Annotated in this window: 10 protein-coding genes and 1 pseudogene; 4 read left to right on the top strand and 7 right to left on the bottom strand. The window is 72.5% G+C overall.

From position 1 onward, the window contains the following. Window positions 1–84: 84 nt before the first annotated feature. The 6 genes from EIZ62_RS23770 to EIZ62_RS23745 form a co-directional block, all read right to left on the bottom strand. Window positions 85–1,788, bottom strand: coding sequence for a carbohydrate-binding module family 20 domain-containing protein (locus tag EIZ62_RS23770; protein ID WP_156694722.1), 1,704 nt, complete (start codon window positions 1,786–1,788; stop codon window positions 85–87). A gap of 402 nt (window positions 1,789–2,190) precedes the next feature. Next, the gene (locus tag EIZ62_RS23765) at window positions 2,191–3,276 is read right to left on the bottom strand and encodes a LacI family DNA-binding transcriptional regulator (protein ID WP_156696565.1); all 1,086 of its coding nucleotides are present in this window, start codon (window positions 3,274–3,276) and stop codon (window positions 2,191–2,193) included. Next, window positions 3,261–4,913, bottom strand: a complete 1,653-nt coding sequence (locus tag EIZ62_RS23760) for a glycoside hydrolase family 13 protein (RefSeq protein ID WP_156694721.1) — start codon at window positions 4,911–4,913, stop codon at window positions 3,261–3,263. Before EIZ62_RS23760 ends, EIZ62_RS23765 begins: the two co-directional genes overlap by 16 nt. 156 nt (window positions 4,914–5,069) lie before the next feature. Further along, on the bottom strand, window positions 5,070–5,939 hold the full coding sequence (locus EIZ62_RS23755; RefSeq protein ID WP_156694720.1) for a sugar ABC transporter permease: 870 nt from the start codon (window positions 5,937–5,939) through the stop codon (window positions 5,070–5,072). Then, entirely contained in the window at window positions 5,936–6,961 is a 1,026-nt protein-coding gene (locus EIZ62_RS23750; protein WP_156694719.1) for a carbohydrate ABC transporter permease, read from the bottom strand. Before EIZ62_RS23750 ends, EIZ62_RS23755 begins: the two co-directional genes overlap by 4 nt. A gap of 24 nt (window positions 6,962–6,985) precedes the next feature. Continuing rightward, on the bottom strand, window positions 6,986–8,260 hold the full coding sequence (locus tag EIZ62_RS23745; RefSeq protein ID WP_156694718.1) for an extracellular solute-binding protein: 1,275 nt from the start codon (window positions 8,258–8,260) through the stop codon (window positions 6,986–6,988). 347 nt (window positions 8,261–8,607) lie between these two features. Between EIZ62_RS23745 and EIZ62_RS23740 the strand changes: the two are divergent. From EIZ62_RS23740 to EIZ62_RS23725, 4 genes and pseudogenes are all read left to right on the top strand, one after another. Continuing rightward, window positions 8,608–10,224: pseudogene (locus EIZ62_RS23740) on the top strand (glycoside hydrolase family 13 protein); the annotation flags it as partial. Window positions 10,225–10,636: 412 nt separating this feature from the next. Beyond that, the gene (locus EIZ62_RS23735) at window positions 10,637–11,722 is read left to right on the top strand and encodes a LacI family DNA-binding transcriptional regulator (RefSeq protein ID WP_156694717.1); all 1,086 of its coding nucleotides are present in this window, start codon (window positions 10,637–10,639) and stop codon (window positions 11,720–11,722) included. A gap of 36 nt (window positions 11,723–11,758) precedes the next feature. Further along, window positions 11,759–12,700 (top strand): phosphatase PAP2 family protein, encoded by a 942-nt coding sequence (locus tag EIZ62_RS23730; protein ID WP_156694716.1) that lies wholly within the window; start codon window positions 11,759–11,761, stop codon window positions 12,698–12,700. Window positions 12,701–12,767: 67 nt separating this feature from the next. Next, entirely contained in the window at window positions 12,768–13,493 is a 726-nt protein-coding gene (locus EIZ62_RS23725) for a sporulation protein (protein ID WP_156694715.1), read from the top strand. Between the two features lie 88 nt (window positions 13,494–13,581). Here the strand turns inward: EIZ62_RS23725 and EIZ62_RS23720 are convergent, their stop codons facing one another. After that, window positions 13,582–16,566: a bifunctional [glutamine synthetase] adenylyltransferase/[glutamine synthetase]-adenylyl-L-tyrosine phosphorylase gene (locus tag EIZ62_RS23720; RefSeq protein WP_156696564.1), complete on the bottom strand. Its 2,985-nt coding sequence runs from the start codon at window positions 16,564–16,566 to the stop codon at window positions 13,582–13,584. Window positions 16,567–16,688 lie beyond the last annotated feature (122 nt).

The following is a 16,688-nucleotide window of genomic DNA, read 5'->3' as shown; positions in this document are numbered from 1 at the left end:
CCCCGGCCCGGTCGGGGGCGCGGGGCGGCGGGTGCGACGGGCGTGCGGGGGCCGGGTCGTGTCGTGTCGCCGGGCCCCCTGCCGTCAGGGGCGGAACGTGTCGTTCAGGGTGACCTTGCCGGAGGCCGGGACGGTGGCCGTGCGGTTGGCCCCCGACTCCCAGGTGACGTTCCCGGCGGCGTCCTTGCGGACGTACTTGTACGCGAAGGCCGTACCGGCCGGGAGGTTCACGTCCAGCTTCCAGACGGGGTACGCGGCCGGGTCGAGCTTCGGCGCGGCGGCGGCGTTCCAGTTGCCGAGCGCGGGGTGGTCGCCGGTGACGTGGATGTTCTGGCCGGGGACGGTGGTGGCGTTCACGGCGAAGGACGCGCCCGTGGTGGCCGGGGGCGGGGTCGTGGACCCGGCGCCGCAGGTGCGCGCCCCGGCGTGCAGCGCGACGGCGGTGCCCGCGCCGAGGGTGGCGGTGAACTGGCCGCTGCCGTTGACGGTGACCGGCCGGTTGTTCTGGACGTCGCAGTAGTCGCCGCCGGGCAGCGAGGTCTGGAAGGTGCGGGTGAGGGCGGACGTCTCGTGGTTGATCGCGACGTACGCCTTGGTGCCGCGGCCGAACGCGATCTGGTCGCCTCCGTTGTCCCACCAGTTCGTGACGCCCTGACCGCGGGCCACGTTCCGGAAGGCGACCATGGAGGCGATCTCGCGCCAGGCGTGCTGGCACTTCCAGCCGTCGCTGTAGCAGGCGCTCACGTTGCCGCCGGAGGGCGGGCCGGCGTCCTTGTCGCTCCACTCGTACCCGGAGTGGACGTCCGGGGAGCCGTAGGGCCAGGCGAGCATGAAGACGCTCGCGAGCGTGTAGGCGGAGCCGTTCTTGTAGGTGAGGGTGTCGCCGCCGCGCTCGGTGTCGTGGTTGTCGACGAAGACGCCGGACCTGCCGGACTCCATGTGGCCCCAGGCCTCGCCGAAGTTCTTGAGGTGGGCGAGGTTCTCGCCGAGGAAGACGCGCTTGAGGTCGCGGGCGTAGCGGAACTCCTGGACGTCGCCGTTGCCGAGGTACTCGCTGGGCGAGACGGCCTCACCGGCGCCGTGGATCGCCTCCTGCTTCCAGTAGACGCCCGGGTTGGTGAGCTTGGCCTTGATGGCGGCGAGGTCGGCGGCCGGCATGTGCTTGGCGGCGTCGATGCGGAAGCCGTCGACGCCGAGGGACAGCAGGTCGTTCATGTAGCCGGCGATCTTCGAGCGGACGTACTCCTCGCCGGTGTCCAGGTCGGCGAGGCCGACGAGTTCGCAGTGCTGGACGTTGACCCGGTCCTGGTAGTTGGTGATCTGCGCGGTGCAGTCGTCCATGTCGGGCGCCGAGTACAGGCCCGGGTAGCCGTACTTGGTGTACGACGAGCCGCCGGTGCCGGTTCCGTTGCCGGCCGCCATGTGGTTGATGACGGTGTCGGCGACGACCTTGACGCCCGCGCCGTGGCAGGTGTCCACCATGGATTTGAAGGCGGTGCGGTCGCCCAGCCGTCCGGCGATGCGGTAGCTGACGGGCTGGTACGAGGTCCACCACTGGCCGCCCTGGATGTGCTCCTGGGGCGGCGAGACCTGGACGTATCCGTATCCGGCGGGGCCGAGGGTGTCGGTGCACGCCTTGGCCACCGAGGCGAAGGACCACTCGAACATCACGGCGGTGACGTCCTTGCCGCCGGGCGGGGCCGCGGCGGCGGGCGTGGGGGGCGCCGTGACGGCCACGGCGGCTCCCGCCACGAGGGCGAGCGCAGCGGCCACGGTCTTCTTGGCCATGTTTCCTCCTGGGGAATGGGAGGTGCGGGGGTGTGCGACGGTGCAGCCTCGTACGGCAACGCGCCATGCCCGCAAGGCCCTGGTGAATCTTCTTGCTGCAAGAAAGCAGCAAGGGTTTTCGGTCGAGACCGTACGAGCCGCCGGGGACGCGGTCAACCCTTTGGACACACGTGGTTCACGTGACGGAAATCGGCCGGATCCAGGACTGCAAAACCTTTCGCAAGCACTTGCAGCAGTGCTACGTTCAACCACGACTCCGGTCCGGCCGGCCGAGGGTCCCGCACCCCGGGGCTCCACGCGCCGGCCGGCCGGGCCGGTCACCAGCCGGGAGGCCCGGGGCCCAAGAAGACCCCGCCGCGCCCGATCACGGGCGGGCCCCGGGCCCCTCCCCGCCGCCCGAAATCACCTGCGGCGGGCGGTGGAACCCCGTACCACCAGCTCCGGCTGGAAGACGAACTCCGTCCTCTGCACCGGATTGCCGTCGATCTCCTCCAGCAGCGCGTCCACCGCCGCCGTCGCCATCGCCTGCACCGGCTGGCGCACCGTCGTCAGCGGCGGGTCGGTGAACGCGATCAGCGGCGAGTCGTCGAAGCCGACCACCGACACGTCACCCGGCACGTCCAGGCCACGCGCCCGCACCGCCCGTATCGCGCCGAGCGCCATCAGGTCGCTGGCGCACACGATGCCCGTGCAGCCCTGGTCGAGCAGCACCCCGGCCGCCGCGTGCCCGCCCTCGACACCGAACAGGGTCTGCTGGACGCGGGACCGGGCCTCCTCGGCGCCCACCCCCAGCAGGCCGCGCAGCGCGGCCGTGAACCCCTCGGCCTTGCGCCGCGAGGGGACGTAGCGGGTGGGGCCGATCGCCAGCCCGATCCGCTCGTGGCCCAGTTCGGCCAGGTGCGTCACCGCCATCCGGGCGGCCGAGCGGTCGTCGGGCGACACGAAGTGGGCGTCGATGTGCTCGTTGAAGCCGTTGATGAGGACGAACGGCACGCCCCGGGCGGCCAGTTGGACGTACCGCGACGGGTCGGCGCTGGTGTCGGCGTGCAGCCCGGACAGGAACACGATGCCGGTGACGCCGCGCTCCTCCAGCTGCTCGACCAGCTCGTCCTCGGTGGCGCCGCCGGGCATCTGGGTGCACAGCACGGGCGTGTAGCCGTGCCCGGCCAGCACCTGCTCGATGACCTGCGCGAACGCCGGGAAGATGGGGTTGGTCAGCTCGGGGATGACCAACCCCACCAGGCCGGCGCTGCGCCGCTTGAGCCGTACGGGCCGCTCGTAGCCGAGGACGTCGAGCGCGGCCAGCACCCGGGTCCTCGTCGGCCCGGCGACGCCCGCCTTGCCGTTGAGGACCCGGCTGACCGTGGCCTCGCTGACCCCGGCCTGCGCGGCGATGTCCGCGAGCCGCGGGGCGCCCCCTCCTCCGTCGCCCCGCGGCTCGGTCCGTGCGTCGCCGCGGGGCGACACGATCGTCACACCGCCCACCAGACGGTGGTGTCGGCGGGCAGTTCGGCGGTGCCGTCGACGCTGGTGCGCACCCGGTCGCTGGCGAGCAGCATCCGGCCCGGCACCGGCACCCGGACCGCCCGGCCGGTGGTGTTGGCGTGGCAGACGAACCCCTCGCGGGCGAACGCCAGCACGCCCTCGGGCGCGTCCAGCCACCGCACGCCGTCACCCGCGCCCAGCCCAGGCTGCTCGCGGCGCACGGCCAGGGCGCTCCGGTACAGCTCCAGCGTGGAACCGGGGTCGCCGGTCTGGGCCTCGACGCTCAGGCCGGCCCAGTCCGCGGGCTGCGGGAGCCAGCTGCCGCCGCTGCCGAACCCGTACGACGAGCCGCCGACCGTCCACGGGATCGGCACCCGGCAGCCGTCGCGGAAGCCGTCCTGGCCGGTGGCCCGGAAGAACGACGGGTCCTGGCGCACCTCGTCGGGCAGGTCCGTGACGTCCGGCAGGCCGAGCTCCTCGCCCTGGTACACGTACGCGGAGCCGGGCAGCGCCAGCATCAGCAGGGTCGCCGCGCGGGCCCGGCGCAGCCCGAGCTCCCGGTCGCCGGCCGTGCGCAGCTGGGTGCCGAGGCCGGGCGGGTTGGCGAACCGGGTGGCATGCCGGGTGACGTCGTGGTTGGACAGCACCCAGGTGGTGGGGGCGCCGACGGGACGCATCGCGGCGAGCGAGGCGTCGATGACCTTGCGCAGCTCGGCGGCGTCCCAGTAGGTGCCCAGGTACTGGAAGTTGAACGCCTGGTGCATCTCGTCGGGGCGCACGTAGTTGGCGGTGCGCTCGACGGTGGGGGTCCAGGCCTCGGCGACCAGGACGCGTTCCCCGTCGTACTCGGCCAGGACGTCGCGCCAGCTGCGGTAGATCTCGTGGACGCCGTCCTGGTCGAAGAACGGCATGACGTCGTTGCCGAGCAGCTTGAGCTGGTCGTGGGCGCCGATGTCGGGCAGCCCGGCCGCCTTGACGAGGCCGTGGGCGACGTCGACGCGGAAGCCGTCGACGCCCATGTCGAGCCAGAAGCGGAGGATCGAGCGGAACTCGTCGCGGACGGCGGCGTGCTCCCAGTTGAAGTCGGGCTGCTCGGGTGCGAAGAGGTGCAGGTACCACTCACCGTCCTCGACGCGCGTCCACGCCGGGCCACCGAAGATGGACTCCCAGTCGTTGGGCGGCAGTTCGCCGTTCTCGCCCTTGCCGGGGCGGAAGTGGTAGCGCTCGCGCAGCGGCGATCCGGGGCCCTCGCGCAGTGCGCGCTGGAACCACTCGTGCTGGTCGGAGGAGTGGTTGGGCACCAGGTCGACGATGACGCGCAGGCCCAGCGCGTGCGCCTCGCGGATCAGCGCGTCGGCGTCGAGGAGGTTGCCGAACATGGGGTCGATGGCACGGTAGTCGGCGACGTCGTAGCCGGCGTCGGCCTGGGGCGACGCGTAGAAGGGGCTGAGCCAGACGGCGTCGACGCCCAGGTCCTTCAGGTACGGCAGCCGGCTGCGGACGCCTTCCAGGTCGCCCATGCCGTCACCGTTGCCGTCGGCGAAGCTGCGCGGATAGACCTGGTAGATCACCGCGTCTCTCCACCAGCCCGTGTGCGTGCCGGTGGCGGGGGCGGCGGGGGCAGCGAGGTGCTGGGTCATGTCTTCCCTGGAGTAGGAGTGGAGCGGCGACCGGCCGGCCCGGAGGCCGGACCGGCGCCGCTGACCGGGTTGCGGGTGCGGTGAGGGGCGTGCCGCCGGGCGGCACCGCCCTAACGGACGGCCGCCCGGGCGGGGGCGCGGGTCAGCGGGCACCGGTCACGACTTGGTGGCGCCGGCCGTCAGGCCGGAGACCAGGTGGCGCTGGACGAGCCCGAACACCACCGCGGCGGGCGCGGCGATCAGGACCGCGGCGGCGGTGAGCGAACCCCAGTCGGCGGTGTACTGGTTGACGAAGGTCTGGAGGCCGCCCGCGAGAGTGAGGTTCTCCTCGCCGGTCATGAACGCGGAGGCGTACGCCACCTCGCCCCAGCCGGTGATGAACGTGTAGAACGCGGTGACCGCCAGGCCGGGCTTGGCGAGCGGCATGATCAGCCGCCAGAAGGTGCCGAACGGGGTGAGGCCGTCGACGCGGCCCGCCTCGTCGATCTCGGCGGGGATGCCGTCGAAGTACCCCTTCATCATCCAGGCGCAGAACGGCACGGCGACGGTGAGGTACGTGATGACCAGGCCGACCGGCTGGTTCAGCATGCCCAGCGAGGCCAGCAGGTTGTACAGCGGCACGATCAGGACCGCGACCGGGAACATCTGGGTGATCAGCAGCAGCCACATCAGGGGCCGCAGGCCCGGGAAGCGGAAGCGGCTGACGGCGTAGCCGGTGGTGGCGGAGATGAAGACGCCGATGACGGTGGTGATGCCGACGACGACCAGCGAGTTGCCGAGCCAGGCCAGGAACTGGGTGTCGCCGAGGACGTGGCTGTAGTTGCCGAAGGTGAAGTTCTTGACGACCGAGGTGTCGAAGGCGTCGGTCTTCGGCTTGAACGACGTGATCACCAGCCACAGCGGCGGGAAGACCGCGGTGAGGGTGGCGACGAGCAGCGTCAGGTGCAGTCCCAGGGACGCCAGCGGCGAACGCTCGCCGCGGGCCCGGACCTTGGGCGCCGGAGCGCTCTGCGTGTTGGTGCTCACCACATGTCTCCCTGCTTGCGGAGCGCGCGGCGGTAGGCCACCGCGAAGAGCGACAGGAGCGCCAGGATCAGCACGCCCCAGGCCGCCGATCCCGCGAAGTCGCGCGGGCTGACGACGAAGGAAAGCTTGTAGGCGTACGTCACGAGGATCTCGGTGGCGTCGCCCGGTCCGCCCCGGGTGAGCAGGAAGATCACCGGGAACATGTTGAACGTCCAGATGGAACTGAGCAGGATCACCGTGCCGGAGACCGGCCGGAGCCCGGGCAGCGTGATGTGGCGGAACCGCTGCCAGGCGGTCGCGCCGTCCATCTCGGCGGCCTCGTACAGCTCGGCGGGGATGGACTGGAGGCCGCCCAGCATGGCGACGAGCATGAAGGGCACGCCGAGCCAGACGTTGACGGCGATGACGGAGACCTTGGCCCAGGTGGGGTCGTTCAGCCAGGAGATCGCGTCGATGCCGCCGCCGGCGAGGAGCTGGTTGAACAGGCCGCTGCGCTCGTTGAACAGCAGCCGCCAGGTGAAGACCGAGACGAAGGCCGGGACGGCCCACGGCAGGATCAGGGCCATGCGGTAGAAGGTGCGGCCCTTGAGCTTGCGGTTGAGCATGTTGGCCAGGACGAGGCCGAGGGTGAAGGAGAGGGCGACACAGCTGACCGTCCAGACCAGCGTCCAGCCGAGCCGGTCCCAGAAGACGTTGTCCGTGAGGACGGCCTTGTAGTTGTCGAGGCCGACGAACTCGTACGTCGCCGGGATGTGGTTGACGCCGATGGTGCGCTCGACGTTGGCCTCGTTGGCGTCCGTCAGCGACAGGTAGAACCCGCGCGCCAGCGGGTAGCCGATGATCACGCCGATCACGGCCACCACGGGAGCGACCATGCTCCAGGCGTACCAGTGGGTGCTCAGCGCCCTGCGCAGGCGGCCCGGACCCGTGGATCGCGGGGTGTTCTCAGTGCGGCGGCCGCGGCCGCGGGCGCTGTTGGCGCCCGCGGCCTTCGCCACCGACTGGCTGGTCTCGACAGCCATTGGTCGGTCAGCCCTTCCCACTGCTTACTTGTAGTCCTTGAGCATCTTGCGGTAGGCGTCGCCCGTCTCCTGGGCGGCCTTCTCCGGAGTGGTCTTGCCGCCCAGGACGTTGGCCATCTGGAGGCGGATCGGCTCGAAGAGGGCGTTGCCCTGCGGGATCCACGGGCGCTCGACTGCCTTGTCGACGGCCGGCTTGAAGAACTGGACCATCTCGTTGCCCGACACGGTCGGCTTCGTGTACACGGAGAGGCGGGTCGGCAGCAGGCTGAGCTTCTCGGTGGTCTCCTGCTGGACCTTGGCCGAGCTCATGTACTTGGCGAACTCGTAGGAGGCGTCCAGGTTCTTGGAGCCGGCGTAGACGGAGAGGTTCCAGCCGCCCTGCGGGGAGCCCTGACCGGCGCTGCCGGCCGGGACGGGCGCGATGCCCAGGTTCTTCGGGTCCTTGAACTCGGCGCCGGCGCGCGAGTCGGCGATGGCCCACGGGCCGTTGAGCATCATCGCGACCTTGCCGGACTTGAACGCGTTCTGCATGTTGTTCCAGCCGTCGGAGGCGTCGGTGATCGCCGCCTTCGAGTCGACCAGGTCCTTGATGGTCTTGTACGCCTTGACGCCGGACGGGTCGTCGATCGTGACCTTCTTGCCGTCGGCGTCGACCAGGTCGCCGCCCTCGCCGTAGAGGAAGGACAGGAACCAGTACGGGTCGTCGCCGCGCAGGTACAGGCCCGACTTGCCCGGCCACTTCTTGCTGATCTTCGCCGACGCGTCCTTGAGCGCGTTGAGGTTCGACGGGACGTCGACACCGGCGTCCTTGAGCATCTTCTTGTTGTAGAAGAGCGCCATGGTGTCGATGACCTGCGGGACCGCGTAGGTCTTGTCGTCGAACTTGGTGCTGGCGGCGGCCTGCGGCAGCCAGTCGCCCTGGTTCTCGATGGCGCGGGTGCCGTCCAGCGGGGCGAGGTAGCCGAGGCTGGCGAAGTCGGCGACCCAGGCGACCTCGGTGCGCATCACGTCGGGGGCGCCGGAGTTGCCGCCGGCCGCGTTCTTGAACTTGGCGTTGGCCTCGCCGAACGGGACGTTGACGTACTTGACCTTTACCTTGGGGTGCAGCTTGGTGAAGCCCTCGGCGAGCGCCTGGTAGGTCGCCTTCTCGGCCTCGTTCGAGGTGTCCCAGTAGGTGACGGTGCCGGACAGCTCACCAGAGCTGTTGGACCCGCCCTGGTCACCGCTGTCGCCTCCGCACGCCGCCGTCGTCAGACCGAGGGCCGCGACCAGCGCGGTGGCCGCTATGCCACGCCGCATGTGAACTCCTTCAACTGATCCCGGGAAGACGAAGGCGGATCACATGTCTGGATCTCGTGCCTCCTGCAGACCGCTCCCTCGCGGCGCGCCGGGTTGCCAGGAACGTAACAGGGATGAAAACGAGTCGAAAGAGCTTGCGGCAAATTTCTGCAAGGCACGCCGATCGTTACATCCGCGTGTCCCTACGGTTGCCGACGGATCGCTTGACAGACGAGGCGAGGCGGGCTTGCGCAGCCCGGCAGGGCTCTGCAAGCCTTTTCGTAAGGCCTTGCAGGACCGTTTCAAGAACGCGCTCACCTCGTCAGACACACAGCCCCGGACCGGCCGCACCGAGAGGGACACCGCACATGGCCCACGAGCTGACCTCGCCCGTCCAGGCGCCCGGGGAGCCCGCCCCGGCGCCGGACGACGCCCACCCCGCGACCCCTCCCCGCGACCGCCGGCGGTGGTGGCGGGACGCCGTCATCTACCAGGTGTACGTCCGCTCCTTCGCGGACAGCGACGGCGACGGCGTCGGGGACCTGCGCGGTGCCCGCGAGCGCCTCCCCCACCTGGCCCGGCTGGGCGCCGACGCGGTCTGGCTCACCCCCTTCTACGCCTCGCCCCAGGCGGACGGCGGCTACGACGTGGCCGACTACCGCGCCGTCGACCCGGTCTTCGGGGACCTGGCGGACGCGGACGACCTGGTGCGCACGGCCCACGAACTCGGACTGCGGGTGATCGTCGACATCGTGCCAAACCACACCTCCGACCGGCACCCGTGGTTCCGCGAGGCGCTGGCCGGCCGGGGCCGCGAGCGCTACCACTTCCGCCCCGGCCGGGGCCCGGACGGGGCGCTGCCGCCCAACGACTGGGAGTCCGTCTTCGGCGGCCCGGCATGGACGCGCACCCCGGACGGCGCCTGGTACCTGCACCTCTTCGCCCCCGAGCAGCCCGACCTGAACTGGGACCACGAGGAGGTCACGGCCGAGTTCGAGTCCGTGATGCGCTTCTGGCTCGACCTCGGGGTCGACGGTTTCCGCGTCGACGTCGCCCACGGCATGGTCAAGGCGCCCGGCATGCCCGACATCGGGCACGGCGAACAGGCGCGGCTGATCGGCACCCAGCAGCTGCCGTTCTTCGACCAGGACGGCGTCCACGAGATCCACCGCGGCTGGCGGCGGCTCCTGGACACCTACGAGGGCGAGCGCATCGCCGTCGCCGAGGCGTGGGCGCCCTCGGCCGAGCGGCTGGCGCTGTACGTGCGCCCCGACGAGCTGCACCAGGCGTTCAACTTCCAGTTCCTGAACTGCCCGTGGGACGCGGCGGCGCTGCGGCGGGTCATCGACGACTCGCTGCGGGCCACCACCTCCGTGGGCGCACCGACCACCTGGGTGCTGTCCAACCACGACGTGGTCCGCCACACCACCCGGTACGGCGAGGGCGCCACGGGGCTGCGGCGGGCGCGGGCGGCCGCGCTGCTGATGCTGGCGCTGCCCGGCTCCGCCTACGTCTACCAGGGCGAGGAGCTCGGGCTGCCCGAGGTCACGGAGCTGCCCGACGAGGTCCGCCAGGACCCGGCCTTCCTGCGCGGCGACGGCCAGGACGGGCTGCGCGACGGGTGCCGGGTGCCGATCCCGTGGACGGCGGAGGGGCCCTCGTACGGCTTCGGGCCCGGTGGCAGCTGGCTCCCGCAGCCGGCGTCGTGGCGTGACCTGTCGGTCGAGGCGCAGACCGGGGACCCCGGCTCGACGCTGGAGCTGTACCGCGCCGCGCTGGCGCTGCGCCGGGAGCACCCGGCGCTCGGAGCGGGCGACGCGGTGGAGTGGCTGCCCGCGCCCGACGGGGTGCTCGCCTTCCGCCGCCGCGCGCACGGCCCCGGCACCGGCCCCTGGCAGGGCGACCTGGTGTGCACGGTCAACCTCACCGACCGGCCGGTCGCCCTGCGTACCCCGGGCGGCCGGGTCCTGCTGACGAGCGCGCCCGCCTCCGCGGCCCCCGCCGACGCCCCGGCGCCCGTCCCGTCGCCCGGCGCCCCGGCGGACGGTCCGGCCGGCGGCGGGGCACAGGGCGACGGCGGGGCGCCCGGCGAGGACGACGGCGACGGCGCGGGTCCCGTCACGGGTCCCGTCACCGCTCACGGTGGCGCCGCGGGTGACGGGACCGGCCGTGCCGCCGGCGGCGGCGACCGCGGACCGCTCGAACCGTCCGGGGCGGCCGGGCCGACCGGGGCGGACCCGGTCCCGCCGGCCCCCGCGGCCGGGGGCAAAGTACCGCCGCCCGCACGGGAGTCGGCGGCCGGAGCGGGGCCCGGCGACGACGGCCCGACCGTCGTCCTCGCGCCCGAGTCCTGCGTCTGGTGGGCAAGCTGACGTGCGGCCGGTACAGTCGCATCCCATGACCGCGCGGCTAGCCGACATCGCAGCCCAGGCGGGGGTCAGCGAAGCCACAGTCAGCCGCGTGCTCAACGGCAAGCCCGGTGTGGCCGCGGCCACCCGCCAGTCCGTGCTGGCCGCCCTCGACGTCCTCGGCTACGAGCGCCCCGTACGACTGCGCCAGCGCAGCGCCGGACTGGTCGGGCTCATAACCCCCGAACTGGACAACCCGATCTTCCCGGCCCTGGCCCAGGTCATCGGCCAGGCCCTGACCCGCCAGGGCTACACGCCCGTCCTCGCCACCCAGACCCCGGGCGGCTCCACCGAGGACGAACTCACCGAAATGCTGGTCGAGCGGGGCGTTTCCGGCATCATCTTCGTCTCGGGCCTGCACGCCGACACCACCGCCGACATGACGCGCTACGACCAGCTGCGCGGCCAGGGCGTCCCGTACGTCCTCCTCAACGGCTTCTCCCCGAAGGTGCAGGCACCGTTCGTCTCGCCCGACGACCGCGCCGCGATGCAGCTCGCCGTCACCCACCTCGCCTCCCTCGGGCACACCCGGATCGGTCTCGCGGTGGGCCCGAAGCGGTTCGTGCCCGTGCTGCGAAAGATCGAGGGCTTCCTGCTCGGCATGCAGGCGCGGCTCGGACTGACGCCGGAGCAGTGCGAGGAGCTGGTCCAGCACTCGCTCTACACCCTGGAGGGCGGCCAGGCCGCCGCGACCGCCCTGATCGAGCGGGGCTGCACCGCCGTCGTCTGCGCCAGCGACATGATGGCCCTGGGTGCCATCCGCGCCGCCCGGCAGCGGGGCCTGCACGTCCCCCGGGACGTCTCCGTCGTCGGATTCGACGACTCCCCCCTCATAGCGTTCACGGACCCGCCCCTGACGACCATCCGCCAGCCCGTCCAGGCGATGGGCCAGGCGGCCGTCCGGGCCCTGCTGGAGGAGGTCGGCGGCACCCCCGCCCCGCACAGCGAGTTCGTCTTCATGCCCGAGCTGGTCGTCCGCGGGTCGACCGCCTCGGGGCCGCAGGGGCAGCGGTCCCCCGAAAGGCCATCCTCCCCAAGGCGTACGGATGGCGCCGAGGACCAGACTGACGGATGATCGACCGAGTAGACCTATCTGGCAGACTCTTGGCCCATGGGTGACACGACTGTGAGGACACTGGAAGGCCGCGAGGCCCCGGCACCACCGGTGGAATCACCCATCGAACAGGGTCCGGACCGTGCGACGGACCGCCGGACCCCGTGGCAGCGGATGCGCGCCCCGCGCCGCCCCCGCATCTGGTTCGAGATCCTGCTGATCGCGGTGAGTTACTGGACGTACTCGCTGATCCGCAACGCGGTGCCCGAGCAGAAGGCCGAGGCGCTGCGCAACGCCGACTGGATCTGGCGGGCCGAGCAGACGCTCGGCATCGCCGTGGAGAAGACGGTCAATCACGCCGTGGACTCGGTGACGTGGCTGATCGTGGGCATGAACTACTACTACGCCACGCTGCACTTCATCGTCACGATCGGTGTCCTGGTGTGGCTGTACCGGTGGCACCCGGGGCGGTACGCGGCGACCCGCCTCGTGCTGTTCTCCACCACCGGAATCGCCCTGCTCGGCTACTACCTGTACCCGCTGGCACCGCCGCGCCTGATGACCTCCGAGAAGTTCATCGACACCGTCCTGGTGCACCACACCTGGGGCTCGATGGCGTCGGGCGACCTGAAGAACATGTCCAACCAGTACGCCGCGATGCCGTCCATGCACATCGGGTGGTCGCTGTGGTGCGGGCTGGTCATCTTCGCCGTGGCGAAGGCGCCCTGGGCCAGGATCCTCGGCCTGCTCTACCCCACCGCCACCCTCGTCGTCATCGTCGCCACCGCCAACCACTTCTGGCTGGACGCCGTCGGCGGCATGATCTGCCTGGCCTTCGGCTACGCCCTGGCGTACGTCTGGTACGGCACCCTGCCGCACCGCCTCCCGCGCCACGTGGCACCACGCCCCGCCGCCGTCCCGCCCCCGGTCCCGGCGGAGGTCCCGGCCCCCGCCCCGGCCCCGGCCGAGGTCCCGCCGACGGCGGCCTCTCGCCCCTGACCGAGTCGTGATCTAGGGTCTCCGCTCGGACGGATCGCCCGGATCCGTCCGGGAGGGGACCTGTTCCATGGCTTTCCGTAAGTTCCTGAGCGCTCTGGGTGTCAACGCGCCCGAGGTGGAGACCGTCCTGGACGGCATGTCCGCGCGCCCGGGCGACCGCGTCGTCGCGAGGACCACCCTGCGCGGTGGCGGCGCCGACGTGGAGATCACGCACCTCAAGCTGGACGTCGTGAGCCGCTTCGAGGACCGGGAGCCCACCAGCGGCTGGACCCGGCCCGGAGTGGTCGCCGCCGGGCACCCCGTCGGCCCGTTCACCCTGCGCGCCGGGGAGACCCGCCTCTTCGAGACCGACCTGCACCTCCCCTGGGAAACACCGCTCACGCACGCCTTCGGCATGCCCGTGAACGGCGGGCGGGTGGCCGTGCGCACCGAGCTGGCCGTCGACAACGCCGTCGACCGGGGCGACTTCGACGAGTTCCGCGTGCACGCGCTGCCCGCCCAGGAGACGCTGCTGCGGATCCTGCGGGACCTGGGCTTCCGGTACGACGAGGCGGAGGTCAAGCGGGGCGTCGCCCAGGGCGGGAACCAGGCGGTGGACTTCTGGCAGGAGTTCGAGTTCTCCTGGCCGGCCGCCTACGAGCGCCCCGGCCAGCTGGAGGTCCAGTTCGTGGCCCGGGAGCACGATCTGGACCTGCACCTGGGCACGAGCGGACGGCTGACGTTCTCGTACGCCGGCATGGACGCGGAGAGCTGGCGCACCACGGTGAAGGACCACGTCCACGCCTCGTTCTAGGGCGTGTTTCGACAGTAGCGTCGTCCGCCCGGAGGGCGTCACGGCCAGGCGAGACTTCACGGACACGACCTGGACCCGGACGAAACGCCTAGCCGCCGTAGAACAGCTCCTCCACCACCGCCCGCGCGCGGCGGGTGGTGCGGCGGTAGTCCTCGACCATCTCGCCGACGTGCCCCGGGCCGTAGCCGAGGTAGCGTCCGACGGCCGCCATCTCGCGGCCGTCGGACGGGAAGGTGTCGCCGGCCCGGCCGCGCACCAGCATCACACCGTTGCGGACCCGGGTGGCCAGCACCCAGGCCTCGTCCAGGACCTGGGCGTCCTGCGCGTCGATCAGGCCAGCCTCGGCGGCGGCGGTCAGCGCGCGGCGGGTGCGGGTGGTGCGCAGCCCCGGCACGGTGTGGCCGTGGCGCATCTGCAGGAGCTGGACGGTCCACTCGACGTCCGACAGGCCGCCGCGCCCCAGCTTGGTGTGGAGCGCCGGGTCGGCGCCGCGCGGCAGGCGCTCCGTCTCCATGCGGGCCTTCAGGCGCCGGATCTCCCGTACCGCCGCGTCGTCCAGGCCCCGCTCGGGGTAGCGCAGCGGGTCGGCCAGCTCGATGAACCGGCGCCCGAGGTCCGGGTCGCCGGCCATCGGCTCGGCGCGCAGCAGCGCCTGGCTCTCCCAGCCGAGGGACCAGCGGCGGTAGTAGGCCGCGTACGACTTCAGGGTGCGCACCAGGGGGCCGCTCTTGCCCTCGGGGCGCAGGTCCGCGTCGATGAGCAGCGGCGGATCGGCGGTGGGCAGCTGGAGCAGCCGCCGCATCTCCGCCACCACCGCGTTCGCCGCCCGCGCCGCCTCCTGCTCGTCGACGCCCTCGCGGGGCTCGTGCACGAACAGCACGTCCGCGTCGGACCCGTACCCCAGCTCGTGGCCGCCGAAGCGGCCCATGCCGATCACGGCGAACCGGGTGGGCAGCGTGTCGCCCCACTGGCCGCGCACGGCGGCCCGCAGCGCGCCCGCGATGGTCGCCGCGTTCAGGTCGGTGACCGCCTGTCCGACGCGGTCGACCAGGGCGCCCGGGTCGGGCTCGGCGGGGCTGTCCTCGGTGCCGTACGAGCCGATGATGTCGGCGGCGGCGGTGCGGAACAGCTCACGGCGTCGTACGCCGCGGGCCACGGCGACCGCCAGTTCGGCGTCCTCCGCCCGGCCGACCGCGGCGAGGATCTCCGGCTCCAGATGGCTCCGGCCGCGCGGCTCCAGCCCCTCGGGCGCCCCCAGGATGGCCACCGCCTCGGGGGCGCGCAGCAGCAGGTCGGGTGCCAGCCGGCCGGCGGACAGGACCCGGGCGAGGTTCTCCGCCGCCGCGCCCTCGTCCCGCAGCAGCCGCAGGTACCAAGGGGTCTTGCCCAGCGCGTCCGAGACCTTGCGGAAGCCCAGCAGCCCGGCGTCCGGGTCCGCCGAGTCCGCGAACCACCCCAGCAGCACCGGCAGCAGCGTCCGCTGGATCGCGGCCTTCCTGGTCACCCCGGACGACAGCGCCTCCAGGTGCCGGAGCGCGGCCGCGGGGTCCGCGTACCCGAGCGCCTCCAGCCGCTGCCCGGCGGCCTTGGCGCTCAGGCGCGTCTCCCCCGGCGTGAGCTGGGCGACGGCGTCCAGCAGCGGCCGGTAGAACAGCTTCTCGTGCAGCCGCCGCACCACCGACGCGTGCCGGCGCCACTCGCGGTTCAGCCCGGCGACCGGATCGGTGCGCAGCCCCAGGGAGCGGCCCAGCCGCCGCAGGTCCTCGTCGGCCTCCGGCACCAGGTGCGTCCGCCGCAGCCGGAACAGCTGGATCCGGTGCTCCATCGCCCGCAGGAAGCGGTACGCCTCGTCCAGCTGCGCCGCGTCCGCGCGCCCCACGTAGCCGCCCGCCGCCAGGGCCGCCAGCGCCTCCAGCGTGCTGCCGCTGTGCAGGGTGGCGTCACTGCGGCCGTGTACCAGCTGCAACAGCTGCACCGCGAACTCCACGTCCCGGAGCCCGCCGGGGCCGAGCTTCAGCTCACGGTCCACCTGCGCCACGGGAATGTTGTCCACCACCCGCCGCCGCATCTTCTGCACGTCGGCGACGAAGTTCTCCCGCTCGGCGGCCTGCCACACCAGCGGTGACACCGCCTCCAGGTACGCGGCGCCCAGCTGCGCGTCCCCCGCCACCGGGCGGGCCTTCAGCAGCGCCTGGAACTCCCACGTCTTGGCCCAGCGCTGGTAGTAGGCGAGGTGGCTCGACAGGGTCCGCACCAGCGGCCCGTTCCTGCCCTCCGGCCGCAGGTTGGCGTCGACCGGCCAGATGGTCCCCTCGACCGTGGTCTCGGAGCAGATCCGCATCAGGTGGGACGCGAGCCGGGTGGCGGCCCGCACCGCCTTCTGCTCGTCGGCGCCCTCCACCGGCTCCCCGACGAAGATGACGTCCACGTCGGAGACGTAGTTCAGCTCGTGGCCGCCGCACTTGCCCATCGCGATGACCGCGAGCCGGCACAGCGCCGCGTCCTCCGGAGCCGCCGCGCTCGCGATGGCGAGGGCCCTGCGCAGGGTGGCGGTCGCGAGGTCGGCCAGCTCGGCGGCGGTCTCGGCGACGTCGGTGGTTCCGCACACGTCCCTCGCCGCTATGGCCAGCAGGCAGCGGCGGTACGCGACCCGCAGCGACACGGCATCGGTCGCCCCGGCCAGCCCGCGCTCGAAGTCCTCGACGCCCGGGTGCAGGTCCACCGACTCGTACGTGACGAGCGCCTCCCAGTCGCGGGGGTGCCGGGCCAGGTGGTCGGCGAGCGCCTCCGAGGAGCCGAGCACGCCGAGCAGCCGGTCCCGCAGCGGCTTGGCGCTCAGGACGGTGCCGAGCAGCTGCCGGCCCTCGTCCTGCTGCGCCTCGGCCAGCCGGACGAGCCCGCGCAGCGCCAGATCAGGGTCGGCGGTGGCGCCGAGCGCGTCCAGCAGGACCGGGTCGCCGCGCACGGCGGACAGCACGGGCAGCTCCAGGAGCCGCTCGGCGGCGGACGGATCGGTGAAGCCGTGCCGCAGCAGTCGGGTGAACGTGCTGCTCCTGCGCCCCGGCGAACCCATCTGCCCGTCTCCCTCCGCGAGGTCGGCTCCCACGCGGTGAGCCTATCCGCCCGCGCCGACACCGCAGCGCGGGACCGGCCACCCTCCGTCGCCGCGCCCTGCCTCCGCCCGCGGTGTTGAGG

It is taken from the genome of Streptomyces ficellus, from assembly GCF_009739905.1.
Classification (GTDB): domain Bacteria; phylum Actinomycetota; class Actinomycetes; order Streptomycetales; family Streptomycetaceae; genus Streptomyces; species Streptomyces ficellus_A.
Note: the sequence above shows the minus strand (reverse complement) of the source record. Positions and strands in the feature narration are given on the sequence as shown.

Coding starts and splice junctions, on each gene's coding strand:
- EIZ62_RS23750 (WP_156694719.1), bottom strand. CDS start 6,961: ATGGCTGTCGAGACCAGCCAGTCGGTGGCGAAGGCCGCGGGCGCCAAC.
- EIZ62_RS23760 (WP_156694721.1), bottom strand. CDS start 4,913: ATGACCCAGCACCTCGCTGCCCCCGCCGCCCCCGCCACCGGCACGCAC.
- EIZ62_RS23730 (WP_156694716.1), top strand. CDS start 11,759: ATGGGTGACACGACTGTGAGGACACTGGAAGGCCGCGAGGCCCCGGCA.
- EIZ62_RS23725 (WP_156694715.1), top strand. CDS start 12,768: ATGGCTTTCCGTAAGTTCCTGAGCGCTCTGGGTGTCAACGCGCCCGAG.
- EIZ62_RS23720 (WP_156696564.1), bottom strand. CDS start 16,566: ATGGGTTCGCCGGGGCGCAGGAGCAGCACGTTCACCCGACTGCTGCGG.
- EIZ62_RS23745 (WP_156694718.1), bottom strand. CDS start 8,260: ATGCGGCGTGGCATAGCGGCCACCGCGCTGGTCGCGGCCCTCGGTCTG.
- EIZ62_RS23770 (WP_156694722.1), bottom strand. CDS start 1,788: ATGGCCAAGAAGACCGTGGCCGCTGCGCTCGCCCTCGTGGCGGGAGCC.
- EIZ62_RS23735 (WP_156694717.1), top strand. CDS start 10,637: ATGACCGCGCGGCTAGCCGACATCGCAGCCCAGGCGGGGGTCAGCGAA.